Origin of the sequence: Fibrobacter sp. (genome assembly GCA_024399065.1) — a bacterium.
Taxonomy (GTDB): domain Bacteria; phylum Fibrobacterota; class Fibrobacteria; order Fibrobacterales; family Fibrobacteraceae; genus Fibrobacter.
Window position 1 is genome coordinate 1 of record JAKSIB010000051.1, and the last position, 17,645, is coordinate 17,645.

Genomic DNA, 17,645 nt, shown 5'->3' on the forward strand with positions numbered 1-17,645 from the left:
CGGCTGCAGAAATCGCACGCCTCGAAAAGGAAATCGAAAAGGCAAAGAGCTTTGCAACTTCCATCGAAAAGAAGCTCAGCAATGAAAAGTTCGTTTCCGGCGCTCCGGAAGCAGTCGTCAATGCTGAACGCGTGAAGCTCGCAACCCAGCAAGATATTATTGCTAAGAACCAGAAGGCTCTGGAAGAGTTGCGTTAAGAACGACAAGTACGTAAGCCGAGTGTCGCAGACAAATTCATTTGTCTATGACCGAGGCTAGTACTTGGTACATGAGCGTAGCGAATGTACCAAAGGCCCTGGCTGAACTGCGATAAGCTCAGTCCTTACAACCTTTAATGAAACGTGCCGGCGAAAGTCGGCACTTTTCATTTTGAATAAAATTAAAGAGGAAGTCCAACGGATTTCCTCTTTTTATTCGCCTTAATCCAGTAACAAATACGAGGCAGATTCTACTGTTTCAACATCAGCTTATTGTTCCCCTGCAGTCCATCGTTATCAAAGCGTACCGTGGGATTTTTTCCGGCCTTGTAAGCCTCTTCGCTTTCGTACATAGACAAAGCAACGTTTACACCAGGGAGGGCTGCCACATTGGTCCGGCGGGCTGGCACGACACTAGCAAAGGAGAACTTGCGAACGTCTCCGTCCTTGAATGTTTTCTTTTCAACCTTGACGGTTTCGCCCAGTTGTTCAAGAACTTCGCCGTCACTGTTAACAAATTCTGCAACAATGTACACATCAAAGAAGCAGGGAGCAATACCAGTGTTCTTTACGGAGATATTTAAAACATTTGCAGTTTCCTTATCTCCCGTAATGGTCAAAAGATCCGCCTGCTGCACCATAAAGTTGTAGCCAATCACATGAGTCATGGAATCTGCCAAGGCCTTATTTTCCTTGTAGATTCGATAACCACAATCGCTTTCCTGTTCCAACACATAGTAGGTCAAATGGGCGGTGGTGATTTCGTGAACCCAACGTTCCGGAGTCCATCTCATGTAACTCTTGTTATCAAAACTCAGCATGGCTTCGTAGCTGCCGATATTTTCAGCAATGGTAGGAAGTCCAGCCTCGTAAGCACGAACCAGTGAATCAGCGGTACCAGGAATTCCGATAAAGCCGTCATCGCGCTTTGTAATTCCCAGGCTCAATGCGTAGGTATAAATTTCACCATAACCATCCGAAGGCAATGCAAGCAAAGTTTTCTTGAATACAGAAGCGTAATGATCCAGCAATTCCTTCTGAATCTTCAGGGACGGCATATCACTACCATCCAAGTGGGAAACATGCCATTCGCCCCATTCACCAAAAGTGCGAACATCGATATACTCAAGGCGTGGATCACCATCGTACTTGGCAGCCAATGCTGTTGCAAATTCCTTGGCGTACTTCAAATAAACAGGATCATCCCACGCAGGAACCTGAGCATGAGCGCCGTTATCTTCAAAGACGGCCGTAACCTTCTTGGCACCTTCATCATAAACCCAGGTGGGAGTCCAGTCGTATTCACTTGTAGGTGTACCTTCACCCAATATATACGAGGGCGAATAGGGAAAAACGCGCAATGCGTAGCCCAAGCCATGTTCCTGAAGAACATTCAAAAGATCTTCCAATTCTGACCAGTCGTAAACTCCTTTACCAGGGTTCAGCTTATCCCAGCGCTGGTAACCGGAGCCATAGCTAATCAAATTCCAGGCGCCATTTACATCAGGACCATATTCGAATTCAGGAATAAAATTCCAGGCACCCTCCGTAAGGAGGGTAAATCCCTTGTGGGGATTGGCAAGAGGGCCGTCAAAAGGTTTCAATGCATAAGAAATTTTTGTAGTGTCACCCTCAATTGTTGGCAAGGAAGAGGAACTTGAAGCAGGTTCCGCAGGCTCATCCTGCAAAGAACCACTGGAAACAGCATCTTCCCCCGTACTTGAACTACTAGAACTTTCAAGTGCCGAGCCATCTGCAGAACTGCAGGACGACACGACAGGAGTTTCCGTAGAGGAGCAACTCTGCGATACATTATCCGAAGAACTTACAGGCAACTGTTCAATAGATGAACTGGAAAGTTCCTGATCACTAGGCTTTACTCCATTATTATCATCACCGCAAGCCCACATCAAAATGGGCAGTAATCCTAAACACACAAACCTTTTCATTTTAGTTCTCCAACTTCCATCCGCAATCATTATGGTAGATCATTTGACGTGTCATGCCACCGTCAATGCAGATGTTTTCACCTGTAATGAAGCCAGCCTTATCCGAAGCCAAGTACAGCACCATATTGGAAATATCCAACGGATTGCCAACACGACCTGCAGGTTGTTGCGTCGCATCAGGGCCCTCATATTCAGCAAAATCCGTATCAATCCATCCCGGAGAAATAGAATTTACTCGAACTTTTCCAGACAAGCTAACTGCAAGAGCGTGAGTCAACGCAGCAATGCCACCTTTAGCCGCCGTATAGCTTTCTGTTTGCGGCTGACTCATACGATCTCTGGACGAAGAAATATTGATGATACTTGCTCCTGGGGCAAAGTGCTTTGAGAACAGTTTAGTCAAATAGAAAGGGGCGGAAACACCAACAGCCAAAGCGTAGTTGAACTCTTCATAGGAGCATTCATCTAAGCCCTTCATCAGTGGCAAAGCGTTGTTCACCAAAACATCCACATGGTCATATTTCCCAAGCACGAACTTTGCAAAATCCTCAAGAGTTTCCTTTTTGGAAATATCCCCGATGTAGCTCGGATTTTCACGAATGTCGATATACGCGACCTTCGCACCTTCTTTTTCAAATTCCTGGACAATAGTGCGGCCAATCCCATGGGCGCCACCGGTAACTACAACGACTTTATTTTCAAAGGACTTCATACTTGTAAGTATAGAATTTCTAGTTTTGAAGTATGTTACTCCGCATCCCAAATTTTTATGATAAATTCACTTGCATCGCCAACCGTTGTACAGACAACTGCTGTATCGGCTGGGAAATTGACGTAGACGAAGATACTTTGGACTACTACAAGAGTATTGTCTGCAAAGAAAAATGCGGATCCGCCAAGAAGGATTACATACAAAAGTTCCTTGAAAATATCGAAGATGGACACATTAAGCTCACCAAAGACGAACGTTGTCCTTTCTTGATGGAGAACGGCCTTTGCGACACCATTTGTCATTTAGGCGTAGACGGTACCGACAGCGATGAAAACGGCAGAAATGTTCTGGGAAACATTTGCAGAGAACACCCGCGCTTTGTTGAAGTCTACGGTGACATTATGGAAAAGGGCGTAGGCCTTTGCTGTGAAGAAGCCGTGCGATTGCTATTAGAAGAACCCATAGGCGAAAAGAGTTTACAGTTCGTAGAACGTGAAATTGACGACGAGCCAGACACACTGCCGGAAGACGCCGAAGAAGCCCGAGATGCAATCTTTGCAGAACGCGAACATATTTTTGAATTGCTGGCAGATCGAAACAAACCTTTAAAAGAAAGATTGACCGAAGTTCTTGATTACGCTGTTGAAACTTCCGGAATTGATTTCGAGGAAACGGACGAATCTGTAAGCCTCAGCGATCAGGCCATCAAACAAACGTGGATTGAAATTCTCGGCGAAGGAGAAAGCTACGGTCCCGCTTGGAACAAAGCTTTTGAAGGAATGGTTCGCGAAGGTTGGGTTGCCGACGACGACCACAACAATAAGCCTATGTTCTCCGACGAAGACGGCGAAAAGATTATCGCCTACTTGATTTTCCGTTACTACGCCAAGAGTCTTTTTGACGGAGACAGCCTCACCAAAGTGCAATTCGCCATTTTCTTCTGGATTATCCTGCAACGATTCGGCCATATTCTTGGAGAGTGTGGTTCTGTCACTCCCAAAATCAACGCCATCAAGCTGCTGAGCAAGCAGACTGAATACTCAGAAGAAATCATGGAAATCCTTGCTGATAATTTCTTCCAGAATCCAGCATTCAGCATAGAGCAGTTCCGCCGTATTCTCCGCAATGAAATTTAAGAGCAGGCATCATATCGGTGCCAAACACACTCATCACCGAGTAATTACAAATTGACAAACTTTCTCATTCCTACAACAGTCACTGCAGCGCAAATAAACAACGATGCAACCAATGTTACCGCAGGAATAAAGATTCCATCAAGGAAGGGCTCGTAACAGAATTGTACAATCAGCAGCAAAGGAACGATAAAGAACAAAGTTCCCTGGGTTGCAGAGCGAACTGTCTTGGCTTTCAAAGAAAGAAACAAAGAAAAGGCATTCACCAACAAGCTTGCAGATGCTGCGCCAAGCATAGCGGCAGCACCCATTTCCAGAGAAATGTCCGAATGAGCGATCCAGTAGGCACCTTGGCCAATTAAAGCAAAGATAAGAGGGAACGGCAATACCGCCAACAATTTTCCCCAGAACAAATCCGCAGGTTTCACTGGAGAAAGTTGCAGCAGCTCCAAAGAATTTCTTTCACGTTCACCAGCAAAGCTATCGGCAGCAAGGGGCGCTCCCATAGGCGCCATGAGACAACCCAAAAGAAGCATCATGTAGCCTTCCATGCCCAGCATCACTTGCCCGCCATAGCGAGAAACAGCAATTCCCTGAGAGGCAGCCAGAATCACCGGCGGAATCACGAAGGGAATCCAAAAGCGGGGCTCCCGGAAAATCAATCGCAGTTCATGTTTAAAAACGTGAAGAATCATGAGAAATCGTCGTCTATGGTTTAGAAAACTCTTTTACATCCCCATCACTAGGGCCGGAATCGAACACACTACACCAATACCCAAAGCTACACAGTTTCTCATTACAAAATTCAAGCGTTCGTCCTTGCCATTCATGCCAATCATTTCCAGCTTCATCAGGAGATCCTTCTAACCTGCTCCAACTCATCCATTCCCAGGTTTTATCAGAAGTTCGCCTAAAATATAACCCAGTTTTTAGAACTTCGCTTTTTGTCATACCTAGCCGAAGCTTTAGATTTGAAGAAAAACGAAGCTTACACTTGGGAAGACTTCTTGCATCACCCTTAGAAACTACTACAGACTCAACATTCGTCCAACTTCCCATTGGACCAGAAGAATAGGTAACTATATCGCCATCTTGATTACAGCTCACATAATCTGCACAGGATTCACAACTTGTCGAGTCCGTTGAATTGTATCGAAGAATTTTGCAACCCTTACACAAAGCATCATCAAGCGTCAAATTCTTACTCCCTCCAATTACACTTTCATCAATGTTTTGAGCCAACAACAATGATGCAGAAAGAAAAAGGATTTGAATCAACGACTTCATATATTGAAATATATAAAAAGGCGCCCCTAAGGGCGCCATTATTTTACACATCAAAGGCAACGCCGTCGCCGACCTCAAAGCGTAAGTTCACGAAGTGAACTGCAGCGACCTCACACCTCAAAGCAAAAGGTCGCGCAGCGAACTTTCGCGCCCTAGCGCAACCTAGTTTCGTGTGAGAGTCTTGTACTTGATGGGCTTGGGATTTTCTGCATCTTCGCCCAGACGCTTGCGACGGTCGGCTTCGTATTCGCTCCAGTTACCTTCGAACCAGACCACCTTGGAGTCGCCTTCGTAAGCAAGGATGTGGGTTGCGATACGGTCCAGGAACCAGCGGTCATGGGAGATAATCACGGCGCAGCCTGCGAACTTCAGGATAGCCTGTTCCAGGGCCTGGAGGGTTTCAATATCCAAGTCGTTGGTAGGTTCGTCCAGGAACAACAGGTTACCGGGCTGCTGCAGGTTCTTGGCCATGAGCACGCGGTTGCGTTCACCACCGGAAAGAGTATTCAGCTTCTTCTGCTGGGCAGCGCCAGTGAAGTTGAACAAGCCACAGTAGGCGCGGCCATTCATCTTGCGGTCGCCCACCATAATTTCGTCGTTGCCGCCGGTAATGGATTCCCAGACGGTCTTGGTATCATCCAGAGAGTCGCGGCCCTGTTCCATACTGATGATCTGAACAGTTTCACCAATCTTCAAGGTACCGCCATCGGGCTTTTCAGAACCGGTAATCATCTTGAACAAAGTGGTCTTACCAGCACCGTTGGGGCCGATAATGCCCACGATACCGGAGCGAGGCAGACTGAAGTTCAAATCGTCGAACAGCACCTTTTCGCCAAAGGCCTTCTGCAGATGTTCAGCCTGAATAACGATGTCACCCAGACGGTTACCGTTAGCAATGTGGATCTGAGCCACATTAATCTTTTCCCTGGAGTCTTCGGCCAGCAATTCTTCGTAAGCCTTAAGACGAGCCTTGTTCTTGGCCTGGCGAGCCTTGGGACTCTGCTTGACCCATTCCTGTTCGCGAGCCAGGCGCTTCTGACGATCAGATTCACCCTTTTCTTCGTTCTTCATGCGATCAAGCTTCTGGTCCAGCCACTGGGCATAATTACCTTCCCAAGGAATGCCGCGGCCACGGTCAATTTCAAGAATCCAACCAGTAACGTTGTCCAGGAAATAACGGTCATGGGTAACGAGAATGACGGAACCCTTGTATTCGCGGAGGTGGCGTTCCAGCCATGCCACAGTTTCAGCATCCAAGTGGTTGGTCGGTTCGTCGAGAAGCAACAGATCCGGTTCTTCCAGGAGCAAACGGCAGAGAGCCACACGGCGCTTTTCACCACCGGAGAGGTTTGTCACCGGCCAGTCGCCCGGCGGGCAACGGAGTGCGTCCATAGCAATTTCAATATTGCGATCTAGGCTCCACAAGTCCTGCGCATCGATGATGTCCTGGAGCTTAGCCTGTTCATCCAAAAGCTTGTTCATTTCATCATCTTCCATGGGTTCTGCGAACCTCATGGAAATTTCGTTGAAACGGTCAAGGATAGCCTGTTTCTTGGCCACAGCCTGCATCACATTTTCCTTGACGGTCAAGTTCGGATCCAGCTGCGGTTCCTGAGGCAGGTAACCAGCGGTACGACCCGGTTCAATCCAAGCTTCGCCCTGGAATTCCTTATCGATACCAGCCATAATACGCAGAAGCGTAGACTTACCGGCACCATTCTGACCGATAATACCAATCTTAGCGCCATAGTAGAAGCTAAGGGAGATGTCCTTCAAGACTTCCTTGTTGGGGTAAGACTTGCACATCTTGTACATGTAGAATACAAACTTTTCTGCTTTATTTTCGGCCATAATGGTCCTCGGCGCAAAGCGCTGTTATTTGTTGGATCAATTGTACTTGGTCAATATTTAAAATTACTGTTTATTCAGGTAGTCCAGAACTTTCTGTGTCAGGTCGTTATCCTTCTTCCAGAAAAGAACTGCACCGGTGGCACGGTCCACGACCATGTCATAGCCTTCCTGCAAAGCAATTTCATTCACCGCCTTGCGGATAAGCTGGATAATCGGGCCACTGACCTTTTCGTTTTCAGAAATCAGTTCGCCCTTACGTCCGTAGACGCGGTCGATGAAGTTCTTGAGTTCAGTATCCTTCTTGGCATATTCTGCTTCAAGTTCACGTTTCTTTTCATCGGAAAGCATGAGCATCTGCTTGTCCAATTTTTCCTTGATAGCAGCAAGTTCCTTCTGCAGCAAGTTGCCCTGCTGTTCCCACTTAGCCACCTGACGGTCGTATTCTTCTTGGGCCTTCTTGGTGCCCTTGTAACCGTCAAAGATCAGCTTAGAATCAACGTGAGCAATGCGAAGGCCGTCTTCGGCAAAGCCGGCCGTTGCAAATGCAAACACGAACAAAATCAAAAGTCGTTTTAACATACAAACTCCTTAGAAGCCCTGGCTGATAACGAAGTTGAATTCCATGTCACCAACAGTTTCCTTTTGAGTACCGGTGTAGTTTTCACCCACGTCCAAAGGCCAAGCAAAGTCAAAGCCAATAATGCCAAGCATAGGCACAACGACGCGGAAACCAAAGCCAATATCCTTCTTAAGGCTGGTGGGATCCCATTCGCTAAGCGGGCTGCGGCTGGGCTTCGGAACCTGGGTCTTGGGGTCATAGCGTTCACCAAACACGTTACCTGCATCAAAGAAGAAGGGCAACAGGTAGAATGTCTGCGGCACAAGACCAAGCTGAAGTTCAGCACCAACGTACTGGTAGCTACGACCCAAGCGGCGATTACCGATAGATCCAGAGGTATAACCACGCATCATGCCTTCGTAACCATAGGCGCCACCCATTGTGTACAAAGTACGATACTGCAAACGGTCACCGAAGATCACACCATACTGGTTGGTCAAAGCCAAAGTCAAACGATCGCGGAACAAGGGGAACCACCACTTCACGGTCAATTCCGTCTTCACGAATTCAAAGTCGCCAAACACAGTGCCTTCTGCGAACTGCATGTCAAGAACATAGCGAGAACCATCGGTGGGGAACTGAGGCAGGTTCTTGTCGTCACGGATCAAGCGGAAGTTAATGGCAGATTCAACACCGGAGTAAACCACATAGCTACCCGGGATGTTATCGCCCTGCTTATTCATGAGCCAGCTATAACCGATCTGTCCATAGAAGTAGTCATCCGGCCACTTAAGGCGCTTACCCAGATATACGCTACCACCGTAACGAGTAATATTCGGGTCACCGTACTCTTCCATATTCCACCAAGAATAGCTCAAACTTGCACCCAAGGTAATGGGCTTATCAAGCAGCCACGGTTCCTGGAAGCTGATGGATGCACTCTTCTTGTCTGCACCATATTCAACGTTGAGGGATGCAGCCTGACCATCACCCATACAGCAGTTGGGGATAGAAATTGCTGCAGTACCCACAAGACCATCACTTTCGCTATAGGAAACACCAAGGCTGAACTGACCTGTACCGGCTTCCTTTTCCTGCACGGCAAAGTCAAGATCCACTTCCTGTTCACCCACAACCTTGATATCCGGCAAGACCATGTCGAAGTAATTCAACTGCATGATTTCACGGAAGCTACGTTCCAAGGCAGACTGGCGGTAGGTGTCACCCGGATACAAGCGAACTTCACGGCGGATAACCTTTTCATTGGTCTTGGTATTGCCGTGGATATGAACCTTATGAATCTGAGCCGGGAGACCCTCGGTCATCTTGTAGGACAGGTTCACAATAGAATCGTTTGTGAAGGTTCGTTCTTCTTCGTACTGAGCGAACAGGTAGCCATCTTCACGATAAGCGTCGATCAAAGCCTTACGGGAGGCGTCATAGAGGTACTGGTCAAAGACCATGCCGCTATCAAGGCGATAAACATACTGGAGCATCTGGTCGTTCAGGACTTCGTTACCAGAAAAATGCAAACCGCCCATGTAGTAACGACGGCCTTCATTCATATGAATATGAACGAGGATAGCGCTGGAGGTCTTAATCTCATCGTACTTGTTCAAGGCCGGGAACATATCTTCAATCATGTAACGGACCAGGAGCTTTTCCTGATAAATGTTCAACTTCTTGATGTTCTTCAAGGAGTCGATCTTCGGATTATTCCACTTGTTGTTCTTCACGATGGAGAGCAATTCCTTACGGGAATCTTCATAGCGGATAATATCGTTCAAATATTTCCAGGCATCTTCTTCAGACTTCACCTTGGGAAGCGGTCTTGTAACCCAGCTCTTTTCACCAATGGCACGGTGATTGCGGAAAATATGGGTCACCTGCATGGTGGGCTTACCAGCCATCTTGCTCATAGCATGGGTGGTGTCAGCAAACGCAGTATTCAACTGGTCATAAAGGTTTTCAAGCTTAGCTCCCATGGGAACCATGCGTCCCATATAGAACAAGCAAGAGGAATCCGGCAAATATTCAGCACTGTATTCAGTAAGTTCTGCATCCAGGTAGCCAAAATGACGGATTGCATTCAGCACAGAATCACGGTCTGCAGCGAAGACTTCTTCCTTGAATTCGCCACCACCCCACCACTGATCCAGCTTGGTGAGCATGTGGTCCATGATATCTTCCTTGGGAACGTTATCATTGCCCTGGATATCGAACTGACGAACCTTGACCTTACCACCTTCACGGACGACAAAGGTCACCATGTTCTTGTTTTCATCGGATTCAGTTTCGCGGTAGCCAACTTCAGCAAGAAGGTAGCCTTCAGAATGGTAATGAGCCAAAATAGCCTGACGGTCGCGTTCCAACTGGCTCTTGCTATAAACCTGTCCAGGAATCAAGCGAACCTTGAGGCGCAAATCCTCTTCAGTAATATCATCACAACCTTCAAAAACAACCGTATCCAGAGCAGGGAGTTCCTTAATCTTAAAGATCAATTCCACATCGGAACCATCGCCGACATAGTCAATCCATGCGGTAACATCATCAAAAAGACCGGATTCGTACAAGGAAGTAACTGAAGCCTGAACCTTATCGGTAAGACCAGACGGAGAATAGCTTTGGCCATCCTTAATGCCGATACGGCTCAAGACAGCACGCGGATCCATGTGAACGGTACCTTCAACCTTCACCTTGCTAACGGTATTTTCCATCATGTAGCTTTCGGACATTTCAGACATATCCAAAAGTTGGGCCTGAGCAAAGCCCACCATTACAGCAACAGCAAACAACAATCGCAACAACAGAGTAAACCTACCTGTAAATAAATCTAATTCCAACCAAAAATACAAAAGTTGAGTGCCGGAGATTTAATGAGAATGCCGTTTTTTGCGTAAAAAAGACTATTTACGAGGGCAAAAAAGGAAAAGTTCCCCAACATTGGGGAACTTCCAGAAATAAAGCATTAAACTAGGATTTTACCTAATGGAAATTCGGCGAACAAGGCTACTGGAACCATCGTTTACGCGAACCACATAAAGGCCCTTTGCCAAGGACGCAAGATTAACAGTTCCATAGATGTTTTTCCCATTGAAAACAGGTCGACCCTGCATATCAAATACATCAACCTGAACAGATTTAGCTGCAGATACGGTCAGTACAGTTCCTGAGAAATGAATTCTAAGATTAGTTTTTGCAAAATTCGGACGAATTGCTGCATCGTCCCAATTGTCCGGGCAACCCACTGCCTCAATCTTTGCGATATACATAGCAGACATATCGCTGCTATTGAAAGTCAGCTGCGTTGGCTTAAAGGAAGAATCACGAACAACCTGCAAGTCGACGGTGGTTCCGCTCCAAGTTTTGGCGGCAACAGGGCGGCCATTCTGCAGACTAGCCCAAGGCTCGTTCATACCCACATTCACGTAGGCGGTGCTACCATTAGGACCATAAGTCGTCAGCAAAAGGGTTTCGCATCGGCCAAGGACGTTCTTTTCAACAGTTTCTTCAGGCAAAGTGTAAACAGCATGCTGATAACCGCAGTAATCAGCATTTTGGTCGCAACCGGCCAAGGGAACATTCAAGTATCCCTTCCTGCCAGCAAGTTCTTCTGCAACAAACTTTGCATTGCCATTCTTCACATCGCCATCCCACGATCCAACAGATTCCGCGCCATCCTGACTGTAATCAACAATGACGTAAACTCCATTACCAAAAGGAGATGTATTTTCCCAAGTCAAAGGCACCACATCATTAACCTTCGTTACTTTATCCGCACTATGAGCCTTGAGACTTGCCACCAAGCTGTCGTAGGCAGGCTTGGGCACAAAGCTGGAATCATAAATCAAACCATTGTATTTGTACAGATCCATAAGCCAGCTATACTTGTCGCTAAAGCCCCAGATTACGAATGCTTCCATGTTAGGCGCTTCCAGGAACAGGTCCATGAACTGTCGATAAAGATGACCCTGAGCCTCATAATCAGACTTGGAAGCATCCTTCTTATCAAAACCGATGTCCAGTTCCGTAATTTGCATGGTCAAGCCTTCCTTCTCGAGAGCCTGTGCCAAAGCCTTCACATTCTGCGGAGTGGTAACGTGATAGTCAGAAATATGGGTCTGAGTTCCGATACCGGTAATATAAATGCCGGCAGCCTTCAAACGTTTTCCGATAGAGTCCAAGGCAAACTGAGCCTTGGAACCTGCGGCCAAACCCCATTCCAGGGAATAATCGTTGTAATACAATTTTGCATCAGGATCAGCCTTATGGGCCCAGGTAAAGGCGGAGTCAATAAAGTCACGACCAATATACTTGTTCCATACAGACGGATTCTGGCTAGAGCCGGAACGCCAGGCAGCAGGCTGAGTATCGTCAATGGCTTCGTTCACCACGTCCCACTCACGAACTTTACCTTTGTAATGACCCACCACATTTTCAATATGGTTCTTCAGAACTGCAAGAAGGGTATCGCGGGCAGAACCGCCAGCCTTTTCCACCTTCGCAGCCAAATCAGGAACCCACTGGGGAACCTGACTATGCCAAGCCAGTGCATGACCACGAACCTGCATGCCGTTAGCAGCAGCGTAGGCCATCAGCTTATCGCCCTTGGAAAAATTGAAGGAATTGCGCTTGGGTTCGGTGGCATCAAACTTCATCTCGTTTTCAGCCACAACAATATTGAACTGAGACTTGTGGGTATTCTCATAAACTTCAGCGTCGTCACCCAAACCATAGCTAAACCAACCAGAATTCAAAATAGCGCCGACAAAACGGCCACGGGCTTCAGCTAACTGACGAAGAGTACTATCGGCTTGAGCAAACACCTGGGATGCACCGAACGAAAGGGCCATACCCACCAAAACAGCACGACCAAAAAACTTTTTTTTCATTTTCCTAATCCTAATAATCCTAAAGGGTTAACGTACCCAAATTCCCAACCAAAAAATAAGTTCATTTCACAACATTCGGGATACCGTAAAAAGAGAAAGCGTTGCAACGAATTACAACGCTCAAAATTCATTTTTTTCGTAAAAAAAGCCTATTCAGTCGGGAACTTCGGCCAAATTTCGTAGGGATTCTGGTTCAAATACAGAGTTTTGACCCAGAAATCAGAATGGGGGCCGTCGCTAAAAACTAGTTCGTCAATGGCTCCGCTGAGACCTCGGCCAATCACAAGATTGGAAGTTTCGTAACGCTTGTTCTTGGTTGTTGCAGAAGTATTCTTCTGAGGAATGTTCACTCCGTTCACATAGAAACTCTGCTTGCCGGAACGGTTCAAGAAATAAATGTGAGTCCACTTGCCTTCAGTCACCAAGCTATCGCCACTGCGGAAGGTGTGAGCGTAATAAGTGCTGCCAGAAGTTTCGCGATAACCAGCAACAAAGCCCTGGTCAGGATCATAAACCAAGCTATACTGACCATCCTTGGAGAAGATCATACAGGAGTCCTTGATATCATCGATACGAACCCAGAGGCTATAGCTCAAGGTATCTGCAGGGAAGTTCAGTTCGCCAGAAGCGGAACTGTCCACCGTGACAAAGGAAGTCTTGTCATTAACAAACAAGTAGGCCTTACCCACGGCGCCATCCACTTCCTTCACATTGGACGGAGTTCCCTTGGAAACTTCGTCGTTTTCTGCTTCATCGACAAAAGTCTTTACTCCATCATCGAAATGCCAAACGGTACGGAAATGACCCAAAGTTCTAAACACATCCGAAGCATAAAGAGCCGGTTTAATGGAGTTATAGACAATGGATATGGTGTCCGTGAAATTCAAGGAATCCACGCGAACCCAGAAGACAGCCTCCTTGGCGGATGAATCAAAGCGGCTGATGCTAATGGGAAGACTTGCAGAACGTTCACCGTCTTCATTGATGCGATAAGCTTCGAAACGACCCTTGCCTCGGGTGACCAAGCCATTGAAACCAGCCACGGAACTATCCAGGCGGAAGGCCATGGGAATGTCGGTCAAGGAGGAATAAGTAGAGTCGAAGGAAACGCCCTTAGGCAAAGCCAGAGGAGCCTTAAAGGTTCTAATCACAGCTTCCGGAATAGTATCCACAATGGTATCGCCAGCCACCACATTCAATTCGCCGAATGCAGCATCCAAAGTATCCTTGTCAAAGAGATGGATAACGAGATCCTGTTCACCAGCCGGCAAGGAGTCAATCAAGACAACGCTGCCCTTGACCTCGACGCGCTGACGGAAGGTTGTACCAACAATGGTGGCTTCGCCTTCAAGACCATCCACATCGTCTTCAAAGACATTTTCAACATTGAGGTAGGCGGTACCAGGATTCAGCAAGGAATCGCTAACCACCAGACTATCGTCTTCCAAGGCCAAATTCTGGAGCAGCAAGCGCTTACCGGATTCTTCATGGAAAGCTTCCAAGGAGAAAGAGCTAGTGTTGATTCCCGGCATGGAATCAATCTTGTATGCACCATTGGAATCAGCATTCACTTCGATGACATCACGAAGACGATCGCCCTGATAGAAGTCAAAATCGGAACCCACGACACGAACACGAGCAAAGCTTGCCGGTTCTCCATTATCGAGGTAAAGGACGCCTGCCAGTTCGGGAGAACCAGTTTCAGCACTGTTACCGGCAACGTTGGTATTGCAGCCCACAGAAAGCAGGCTGACCATTCCGGCAGCAAGTAAACTATGTCTTAACCCAAACTTCATAGCGTGCAATATAAATATAGATATGTAATTTGTCTTTTGGACAACGAAAAAACACAAAAGGTTGCCCGCAGACAACGGGAAATTAGGCGAAAAATTGCTAAAAAACACACAAAAACATCAATTTTCCGTTTTTTGGCCTCCCGATACATGAATTTTATATATGTTCATGGTATGCAACCGCAAGCTTTAAGACTTTCTGAGATAACTATTGCAAATCTGCGCTCTATCCAGCGTCAGACGTTTCCCCTCAGTAGTTTTACAGCCCTAATCGGGTACAACAACGCCGGCAAGACCAACATTTTGATGGGAATCCGCTGGCTTTTGGCCCATTTTTCCCTAGACATCTCCTATTTCGACAATCCCAACGAGCCTGTGGAAGTCATAGGTGTCTTTGACGGTATTTCGGAACAAGTCCTGGCCCGCCTCGGCGAAGAAAAGGCGGCAGCAATTATGCCGTACCTGATTACCACAGGGGCCAACGCAGGCAGGCTCAGCATCAAGAAACTCCAGAGAGTTCCTGGTGAAAATCCGGATTCCGTAGAAACCTTCGTTTTCGTTCCGTCCAACAAGCGCAACGGCAGAAACAACAAGGAATGGATCCGGGCCGACGAAGATTTTCTGTCGGCATTCAACAGAATGTTCCCGGAATCCATCGCCATTTGGGACTTTGAAGGAAACCAGGCCTTCACCAAGCTGTTGCACGAAATTTTCAAGCCGTTGGAAAGGCGTTTCGGTGGTGAAATCAATATGCTGCTGAGCAAGTTCAGCGACATCCTTTCCCCGGAAAGCGAAAACAGGGCCGAAGAAATGGTCGCCTTCGATCGCGACGTCAATGAAAAACTGAGACCGCTGTTCCCCAGCGTCAAGGTGGAATTGGACATTCCTGTTCCCACGTTGGAAACTTTCCTGAAAAAGGCTAGCCTCAAGGTTATTGACGAAGACGACGGGTTTGAACGAGACATTACCCGCATGGGTGCAGGTTCCAAGCGCGCCATCCAGATGGCCTTGATCCGCTACCTTGCCGACATCAAGAAGCATCACAACAACCACTACCTGAGCCGTACCATGCTGCTCATCGATTCCCCGGAATTGTACCTGCATCCCCAGGCGGTTGAATTGGTGCGAGTCGCCCTGAAGAACTTGTCCAACGAGGGCTACCAGGTGGTGTTCGCCACCCACAGCGCCCAGATGGTCACTAGCGAAGATGTAAGCACTTCCCTCCTGATTCGTAAGAACAAGGAACGCGGCACCTTCATGCGAAAGCGAATGGAAGACGCTGTTCACCAGGTGGTGCAAGACGCTCCCAGCCAGCTGCAGATGCTGTTCAGTTTGAGCAACAGCAACGAATTGCTGTTTGCAGACTACGTTCTTTTGACCGAAGGAAAAACAGAACTTCGTGTTTTGCCCGCATTGTTTGAACGCATTACCGGGCAAAGTTTTGCTTTGATCAAGTGCGCCCTGGTTCGCCAAGGCGGTGTCAGCAACACCCGCAAGAGTATGCTGGTTCTTGGCGCCATGGACATGCCGGTACGCGCCATCGTGGACTTGGATTACGCTTTCACGACGGCCACTCACGACGGATTCCTGGACTTTAACGATCCGGACATCAGATACTGCCAGAATCTCTTTAGGGAATTGGCATTCCAGCACCATCTGCGTCTGGTAAACGGTCTCCCCGTAAGCAAGCACAGCAACACTACCGCTGCGCAGGCCTACGCCATGATGGCCGCCATGCCCGAAGCCGAGCGCCCCATCAGAAGCATTCATGCCAAGCTTCGCAGCCAAGGCATTTGGGTCTGGACCAAGGGCGCCATCGAAGAGCACCTGGGTTTGACAGCAAAGAACGAGGCCACCTGGAGCAAGTTCATTGAGCGCAGCAAGGCCCAGAATTTCACAAAGACCCTCCCCGACTACGCAAGCATCGAGGAACTTTGCAAGTGGATTATCGAAGGTAGTCAAACCTACTAAGGACCAGACTCCCTCTGCCAAAGCACATGTTTGAGATAGAAAAAAGAGACCCCGTGATGTTCACGGGGTCTTCTTTTTAGTTTATCTTAAAACGCTTTGGGTTCGCGAAACCGCAAGCCCTAAACGAAATTAGATAGAGTCAATAACCTTGTTGAACTGTTCAACCGGGCGCATCCACTTCTTGAGAAGTTCTGCCTTGGGGAAGTAGTAACCACCGATGTCTACGGGCTGGCCCTGGGCAGCGGTAAGGGCACCAACAATGTCCTTTTCTGCGGCGGTGAGGGCTGCGGCAACGGGAGCGAACTTTGCAGCAAGTTCTGCATCAGCAGTCTGTGCGGCAAGAGCTTCGGCCCAGTACATTGCCAGGTAGAAGTGGGAACCGCGGTTGTCCAGGTCACCAATCTTACGGGCCGGAGTACGGTTGTTTTCAAGAATGCGGCCGTTGGCTTCGTCCAGAGTGTCAGCTAGAACCTTAGCCTTCTTGTTGCCGGTAGTGGAGGCAATCTGTTCGAAGGACGGAACCAGAGCGAAGTATTCGCCCAGGGAATCCCAGCGCAGGTAGTTTTCTGCGAGGAACTGCTGTACGTGCTTGGGAGCGGAGCCACCTGCACCAGTTTCGAACATGCCGCCACCAGCCATGAGAGGCACGATGGAGTACATCTTGGCGGAAGTACCCACTTCCAAGATCGGGAACAGGTCGGTGAGGTAGTCACGCATCACGTTACCGGTAACGCTGATGGTGTCAAGGCCAGCCTTGGCGCGGGTCAGGGATTCGGTAATGGCGGACTTGGGGTCCATAATCTTGATGTCGAGACCGGTGAGGTCGTGGTCCTTCAGGTAGAGTTCCACCTTCTTCTGGATTTCACGGTCATGACCACGCTGCGGGTCCAGCCAGAAGATAGCCGGAGTGTTGGAAACGCGAGCGCGATTCACAGCCAGCTTGACCCAGTCCTTGATGGGAGCGTCCTTAGCCTGGCACATACGGAAGATGTCGCCGGCTTCAACGTCCTGGGAAAGGAGAACTTCGCCCTTGCTGTTCACGGCACGGATAACGCCCTTGCCCTTTGCAATGAAGGTCTTGTCGTGGGAGCCGTATTCTTCGGCGCCCTGAGCCATAAGGCCTACGTTAGAGGTAGAGCCCATGGTAGTGGGATCGAATGCGCCATTCTTCTTGTGGAAATCGATGGTAGCTTCGTAGATGCCTGCATAGCAGCGGTCCGGAATGCAAGCCTTCACTTCCTGGAGTTTGCCTTCCTTGTTCCACATGCAGCCGGAGTTACGGATCATGGCCGGCATGGAGG

General features: G+C 48.1%; 13 protein-coding genes. 3 read left to right on the forward strand and 10 right to left on the reverse strand.

All coding sequences use genetic code 11. The features are described from left to right. The coding region (locus tag MJZ25_15220) for a hypothetical protein (GenBank protein ID MCQ2125523.1) at positions 1-197 on the forward strand (197 nt) is incomplete at its 5' end. A gap of 251 nt (positions 198-448) precedes the next feature. Here MJZ25_15220 and MJZ25_15225 read toward each other — a convergent pair. Both MJZ25_15225 and MJZ25_15230 read right to left on the reverse strand, forming a co-directional pair. After that, complete coding sequence (locus MJZ25_15225; protein ID MCQ2125524.1) at positions 449-2,146, reverse strand: beta-galactosidase; 1,698 nt, start codon at positions 2,144-2,146, stop codon at positions 449-451. A 1-nt stretch (position 2,147) separates the two neighbouring features. Further along, positions 2,148-2,858 carry an SDR family oxidoreductase gene (locus tag MJZ25_15230; protein MCQ2125525.1) on the reverse strand — a complete coding sequence of 237 codons (711 nt, stop codon included), beginning with the start codon at positions 2,856-2,858 and terminating at the stop codon, positions 2,148-2,150. A gap of 32 nt (positions 2,859-2,890) precedes the next feature. On the opposite strand from MJZ25_15230, the gene fliB reads away from it, so the two are divergent. Then, positions 2,891-3,994, forward strand: a complete 1,104-nt coding sequence (fliB, locus tag MJZ25_15235) for a flagellin lysine-N-methylase (protein MCQ2125526.1) — start codon at positions 2,891-2,893, stop codon at positions 3,992-3,994. Between the two features lie 44 nt (positions 3,995-4,038). Here fliB and MJZ25_15240 read toward each other — a convergent pair whose 3' ends face one another. The 7 genes from MJZ25_15240 to MJZ25_15270 all read right to left on the reverse strand — a co-directional run bounded on the left by MJZ25_15240 (position 4,039) and on the right by MJZ25_15270 (position 14,376). Beyond that, entirely contained in the window at positions 4,039-4,686 is a 648-nt protein-coding gene (locus MJZ25_15240; protein MCQ2125527.1) for an ABC transporter permease subunit, read from the reverse strand. A gap of 13 nt (positions 4,687-4,699) precedes the next feature. Continuing rightward, positions 4,700-5,278 carry a hypothetical protein gene (locus MJZ25_15245; GenBank protein MCQ2125528.1) on the reverse strand — a complete coding sequence of 193 codons (579 nt, stop codon included), beginning with the start codon at positions 5,276-5,278 and terminating at the stop codon, positions 4,700-4,702. Between the two features lie 162 nt (positions 5,279-5,440). Next, positions 5,441-7,129, reverse strand: a complete 1,689-nt coding sequence (gene ettA / locus MJZ25_15250) for an energy-dependent translational throttle protein EttA (protein MCQ2125529.1) — start codon at positions 7,127-7,129, stop codon at positions 5,441-5,443. A 63-nt stretch (positions 7,130-7,192) separates the two neighbouring features. Beyond that, positions 7,193-7,708, reverse strand: a complete 516-nt coding sequence (locus MJZ25_15255; GenBank protein MCQ2125530.1) for an OmpH family outer membrane protein — start codon at positions 7,706-7,708, stop codon at positions 7,193-7,195. 9 nt (positions 7,709-7,717) lie between these two features. Continuing rightward, positions 7,718-10,531: a BamA/TamA family outer membrane protein gene (locus MJZ25_15260; protein ID MCQ2125531.1), complete on the reverse strand. Its 2,814-nt coding sequence runs from the start codon at positions 10,529-10,531 to the stop codon at positions 7,718-7,720. Positions 10,532-10,669: 138 nt separating this feature from the next. Beyond that, a complete protein-coding gene (locus MJZ25_15265; GenBank protein ID MCQ2125532.1) occupies positions 10,670-12,580 on the reverse strand; it encodes an endo-1,4-beta-xylanase in 1,911 nt (636 codons plus the stop codon). A 149-nt stretch (positions 12,581-12,729) separates the two neighbouring features. After that, entirely contained in the window at positions 12,730-14,376 is a 1,647-nt protein-coding gene (locus MJZ25_15270) for a LamG domain-containing protein (GenBank protein ID MCQ2125533.1), read from the reverse strand. Between the two features lie 171 nt (positions 14,377-14,547). Between MJZ25_15270 and MJZ25_15275 the strand changes: the two genes are divergently transcribed. Beyond that, positions 14,548-16,344 (forward strand): AAA family ATPase, encoded by a 1,797-nt coding sequence (locus tag MJZ25_15275; GenBank protein MCQ2125534.1) that lies wholly within the window; start codon positions 14,548-14,550, stop codon positions 16,342-16,344. Positions 16,345-16,473: 129 nt separating this feature from the next. Here MJZ25_15275 and MJZ25_15280 read toward each other — a convergent pair. Then, a partial coding sequence (locus MJZ25_15280) for an NADP-dependent isocitrate dehydrogenase (GenBank protein ID MCQ2125535.1) occupies positions 16,474-17,645 on the reverse strand: 1,172 nt, incomplete at its 5' end.